Annotated in this window: 6 protein-coding genes; 5 read left to right on the top strand and 1 reads right to left on the bottom strand. The window is 69.1% G+C overall.

Going from position 1 to position 4,743, the window contains the following annotated elements; translation table 11 throughout:
* The first annotated feature begins 51 nt into the window (after nt 1-51).
* The 4 genes from AC1DVT_RS17980 to AC1DVT_RS17965 are packed head-to-tail and all read left to right on the top strand — an operon-like array spanning nt 52 to nt 3,421.
* Nucleotides 52-576 carry a single-stranded DNA-binding protein gene (locus AC1DVT_RS17980; protein WP_477390508.1) on the top strand — a complete coding sequence of 175 codons (525 nt, stop codon included), beginning with the start codon at nt 52-54 and terminating at the stop codon, nt 574-576.
* Nucleotides 577-620: 44 nt separating this feature from the next.
* Nucleotides 621-1,172, top strand: a complete 552-nt coding sequence (locus AC1DVT_RS17975) for a DUF6993 domain-containing protein (RefSeq protein ID WP_477390507.1) — start codon at nt 621-623, stop codon at nt 1,170-1,172.
* A 52-nt stretch (nt 1,173-1,224) separates the two neighbouring features.
* Nucleotides 1,225-2,904: an energy-dependent translational throttle protein EttA gene (ettA, locus tag AC1DVT_RS17970; RefSeq protein ID WP_477390505.1), complete on the top strand. Its 1,680-nt coding sequence runs from the start codon at nt 1,225-1,227 to the stop codon at nt 2,902-2,904.
* Complete coding sequence (locus AC1DVT_RS17965) at nt 2,897-3,421, top strand: acyl-CoA thioesterase (RefSeq protein WP_477390504.1); 525 nt, start codon at nt 2,897-2,899, stop codon at nt 3,419-3,421. The genes ettA and AC1DVT_RS17965 overlap by 8 nt, the downstream gene beginning before the upstream one ends.
* Before the next feature lie 22 nt (nt 3,422-3,443).
* Here the strand turns inward: AC1DVT_RS17965 and AC1DVT_RS17960 are convergent, their stop codons facing one another.
* Nucleotides 3,444-4,349 carry an acyl-CoA thioesterase gene (locus AC1DVT_RS17960; RefSeq protein ID WP_457098456.1) on the bottom strand — a complete coding sequence of 302 codons (906 nt, stop codon included), beginning with the start codon at nt 4,347-4,349 and terminating at the stop codon, nt 3,444-3,446.
* Between the two features lie 56 nt (nt 4,350-4,405).
* Between AC1DVT_RS17960 and AC1DVT_RS17955 the strand changes: the two genes are divergently transcribed.
* Nucleotides 4,406-4,743: DUF8010 domain-containing protein (locus AC1DVT_RS17955; protein ID WP_477390503.1), on the top strand; the 338-nt coding region annotated here is incomplete at its 3' end.

Below are 4,743 nucleotides of genomic sequence, written 5' to 3'. Positions count from 1 at the left end.
GGGCGCCGGCGCGACCGGGGACGTTCCCCGGCGCAAGAGAGAGGACGACTCATGAGCGACACGATCACGGTGACCGGCAACATCGCCACCGAGCCCGAGCACAAGCGCACCCCCGCGGGGGTCGCGATCACGACCTTCCGGCTGGCGAGCGGCCAGCGCCGCTACGACCGGGAGTCGGGAGCGTGGATCGACTCCGGGACGAACTGGTTCACGGTCTCGACGTTCCGAGGTCTCGCTGAGCACACGTTCGCCTCGGTTCACAAGGGCGACCGGGTGATCCTGACCGGACGCCTGCGGCTCCGGGACTGGGACACCGGCAGCCGGAAGGGGACCACCGCTGAGATCGATGCGGAGGCGATCGGCCATGACCTGCTCTGGGGCACCACGCACTTCGAGAAGGACGGACCGTCCGCCCCAGCCGCGATCCAGACCACGAACGGCTGGCCTGCCGCAGGAGAGGCGCGCCGAACGGATTCCGATGGATGGGCGCTGCCGGGCTCCGGCGAGCTCGAGGCGCCCGAACTCGAGCTCGCCGGGTTGGCGGCGAGCGCACCGGAGGGTGAGGCCCCCTTCTGATCGTTCTCGGCGAGCGCTCGGGATGACGGCCCTAGACTCTCCCCGTGTCCCGTCACCCCGAGCCTCGCCGACATCGTGATGCCCGCCGCGGCCGGGGACTCCTCGTCGGGGCGGTGCTGGCCACCGCGCTCGGCCTCATGACCCTGGCGGGGTGCGCGAACTCCGGCGAGCCGGGGGCCGGCTCCGCTGCGCCGTCGCCGTCTGTCCCGTCCGGCTCGGCAACACCTGCGACCCCAACGCCCACCTCGACGGAGCCCGCGCTTCCTGCGCTCGATCTGCAGGGCGACGCGACCGCGAACCTGCCGTTCTTCTCCTCGATCGTCGCCGCAGTATGGGCGACGCCGCAGAACGTCTCGGGCCGGGCCTACATCGATGCGCTCGTGGCAGCGGGCTTCGACAAGGGCGCCATGCAGGTAACCCAGGATCAGTCGACGGTCGGAAACGCGGCCGAGAGCATCCAGTTCTCGGTGGTGTGGAAAGGGGATTGCCTCGTGGGTCAGGTGGGACCGGCCACGGGGCAGCCCGTCGCCGTCGTGCTCCCGGTGCTCGCGGACGGGTCCTGCCTCGTCGGAGAGACCCGGACCATCGACTGGTAGCGGGCCACGGGCGCAAAGGACGACGGCCGTCGCCGCCTAGACTGGACAGGTTATGGCTGAGTACATCTACACGATGGTCCGTGCCCGCAAAGCGGTCGGCGAGAAGCTGATCCTCGATGACGTCACAATGTCGTTCCTTCCAGGGGCGAAGATCGGCATGGTCGGCCCCAACGGCGCCGGCAAGTCGACGATCATCAAGATCATGGCGGGTCTCGACCACCCGTCGAACGGCGAGGCCAAGCTGACCCCCGGCTTCACGGTCGGCATCCTCATGCAGGAGCCGGTCCTCGACGAGTCGAAGACCGTCCTCGAGAACATCGAGGACGGCGTCGCGATCAAGGCGAAGGTGGACCGGTTCAACGAGATCTCGGGCCTGATGTCCGACCCCGACGCCGACTTCGACGCGCTGCTGGCCGAGATGGGCACCCTGCAGGAGGAGATCGACGCCGCCGACGCGTGGGACCTCGACTCCCAGCTCGAGCAGGCGATGGACGCGCTGCGCACCCCGCCCGGCGACGCCCCCGTCGCCAATCTCTCGGGCGGTGAGAAGCGCCGCGTGGCGCTCGCCAAGCTCCTGCTCCAGAAGCCCGACCTGCTCCTCCTGGATGAGCCGACGAACCACCTGGACGCCGAGAGCGTGCAGTGGCTCGAGCAGCACCTCCAGAAGTACGCGGGCGCTGTGATCGCCATCACCCACGATCGGTACTTCCTCGACAACGTCGCGGAGTGGATCGCCGAGGTCGACCGCGGACGCCTCATCGGCTACGAGGGCAATTACTCCACCTACCTCGAGAAGAAGCGCGAGCGCCTCGAGGTGCAGGGCAAGAAGGATGTCAAGCTCGCCAAGCGTCTCGCCGACGAGCTCGAGTGGGTCCGCTCCAACGCGAAGGGGCGCCAGGCCAAGTCCAAGTCGCGTCTCGCCCGGTACGAGGAGATGGCGGCCGAAGCCGACCGCACCCGCAAGCTCGACTTCGACGAGATCGCGATCCCACCGGGGCCGCGCCTCGGCGGCATCGTCATCGAGGCGAAGAAGCTCCAGAAGGGCTTCGACGGACGCTCGCTCATCGACGGGCTGAGCTTCAGCCTTCCGCCGAACGGCATCGTCGGCGTCATCGGGCCCAACGGCGTCGGCAAGACCACGCTGTTCAAGACGATCGTCGGTCTCGAGCCGCTCGACGGCGGCGATCTCAAGATCGGCGAGACGGTCAAGATCAGTTACGTCGACCAGACGCGCTCGAACATCGACCCGACCAAGTCCCTGTGGGAGGTCGTCTCCGACGGCCTCGACATCATCACGGTCGGCAAGATCGAGATCCCCTCCCGGGCCTACGTCTCGAAGTTCGGCTTCAAAGGGCCCGACCAGCAGAAGAAGGCCGGCGTGCTCTCCGGTGGCGAGCGCAACCGCCTCAACCTCGCGCTCACCCTCAAGGAGGGTGGCAACCTGCTGCTGCTCGATGAGCCGACGAACGACCTGGACGTCGAGACGCTCGGGTCCCTCGAGAACGCCCTGCTCGAGTTCCCCGGCTGCGCGGTGGTCATCACCCACGACCGGTGGTTCCTCGACCGCATCGCGACGCACATCCTCGCCTACGAAGGCACCGACGAGAACCCCGATCAGTGGTACTGGTTCGAGGGCAACTTCGCGTCGTACGAGGAGAACAAGATCCAGCGCCTCGGCGCCGACGCGGCCAAGCCGCACCGCTCGACCTATCGCAAGCTCACGCGTGACTGACGACCTCGCGGTTCGTGCGGCTGACGCCCCTGGCGGGCGGCGGCTGCACGTGCCGATTCCGCTCCGATGGGGCGACCTCGACGCGTTCAACCACGTCAACAACACGGCGATGCTGAAGCTGCTCGAAGAGGCGCGCGTGCGCGCTTTCTGGATTCCGCTGCCCGGCGAGGTCGCACCCACCACGGCGGTGATCGACTCCAGCCTCGCGAGCGGCGTACTCACCCTCATCGCCCGGCAGGAGATCGAGTACCTCGCCCCGGTGCCCTACCAGCGGCATCCGCTCGATGTGCAGATGTGGTTCGGCAAGCTCGGCGGCTCGAGCATCGAGGTCTGCTACGAAGTGTGCAGCCCCATCGAGACGGCGGGCGAGGGCGGGCAGACCGTGTTCGCGCGTGCGACGACGGTGGTCGTGAAGGTGGATGCCGCGACCGGCCATCCGATGCGGCTCACGCCCGAAGAGCGCGGCGCGTGGGGCCCGTACTCCGGCCCGCCGATCGTCTACGCCCACCGGCGCTGAAGACACAGGGCGGAAGGCTCCCTCAGAGCGAGGGCACCCGGACGGTGATCTCCTGGGCCACGCTGGCGACGAGCGCTCCGGCACGGGAGTAGATCCGTCCCGTTGCGAGACCGCGGCCGCCGCGCGCGCTGGGCGACTCCTGCACGTACAGCAGCCAATCGTCGATGCGGCCGGGGCGATGCCACCACATCGCGTGGTCGAGGCTCGCGACCTTGAGTCCCGGAGTGGTCCACGACACGCCGTGGGCGCGCAGGATCGACTCCTGGATCGTCATGTCGCTCAGGTAGGCCAGCGCCGCCTGGTGGACGGCCGGATCGTCGGGCAGCGGGGTCCGTGCGCGCATCCAGACCGCCTGACGGGGCACGTTGCCGCCCTCGACCGTGACGTAGATCGGCGAGGGGACGTGGCGCACGTCGACCGGGCGATCGGCGAAGTACCGCTTGGTCATCGGGTGAAGTCCGCTGAGATGATCCTCGGCATCGGGAAGGTCTTCCGGATCCGGGATGCCGGACGGCACCGGCTCCTGATGGTCGAGGCCCTCGTCCTCGTCCTGGAACGACGAGATCATCGAGAAGATCGGCACGCCGTCCTGAAAGGCCTGAGTGCGCCTCGTCGAGAACGAGCGGCCGTCGTGGATGCGATCCACCGAGAAGGTGATTCCGCGGGACGAGTCGCCGGGGCGGAGGAAATAGCCGTGCATCGAGTGCGCCGAGCGGCCGTCGGGCATCGTGCGCGACGCCGCGACGATGGACTGGGCGAGCACCTGACCGCCGTAGACCCGGCCGAGCGGCATCGGCTGCGAGACGCCGGTGAAGATGTCCTCGGTCGTGCGGGCGGAGGAGTCATGGAGGTCGAGCACCGCCAGCAGGGCGGCCACGGGATCGGCGTCGGGCGTCGCCGCGGCATCCGTCTGAGGGGCGTCGGTCAAGGGATCCTCCGTCTCATCGGCCGGCGGCAGGCGGGCCGCTTGGTAGTTTAGGCCGGATGCCGAATCACCTGCTGTTCCCGGATGCCCATGCCGCAGCCGACGCCCTGACGTTCGCGAGCCGCTCCGCACGGCTGGGAGACGGCACCGTGCGCCTGCAGGCCCGCGCCGGCACGCTCGCGATGACCTCGGCGCCGCTGGCACCCCGCGGCCTCCTCGACTCGACCCCGACCGTGCTGGGTATGCGGACGCTTCCGGTCGACCCCGAGCTCATCTGCGACCTTGTCGTCGAGGCATCCTCCCTGGCGCCGTCTGCGCTGGATGCCAGCACCGTGACGCTTCCCGACACCGCGCAGTCACCCGCCTGGGCGGGGATCGCCCCGCCGCGCGGCGGGTG

The sequence above is a fragment of the Microbacterium sp. P2_F9 genome (genome assembly GCF_056403635.1).
The sequence above is the reverse complement of the archived record's forward strand: the minus strand, read 5'-3'. Positions and strand labels throughout refer to the sequence as shown.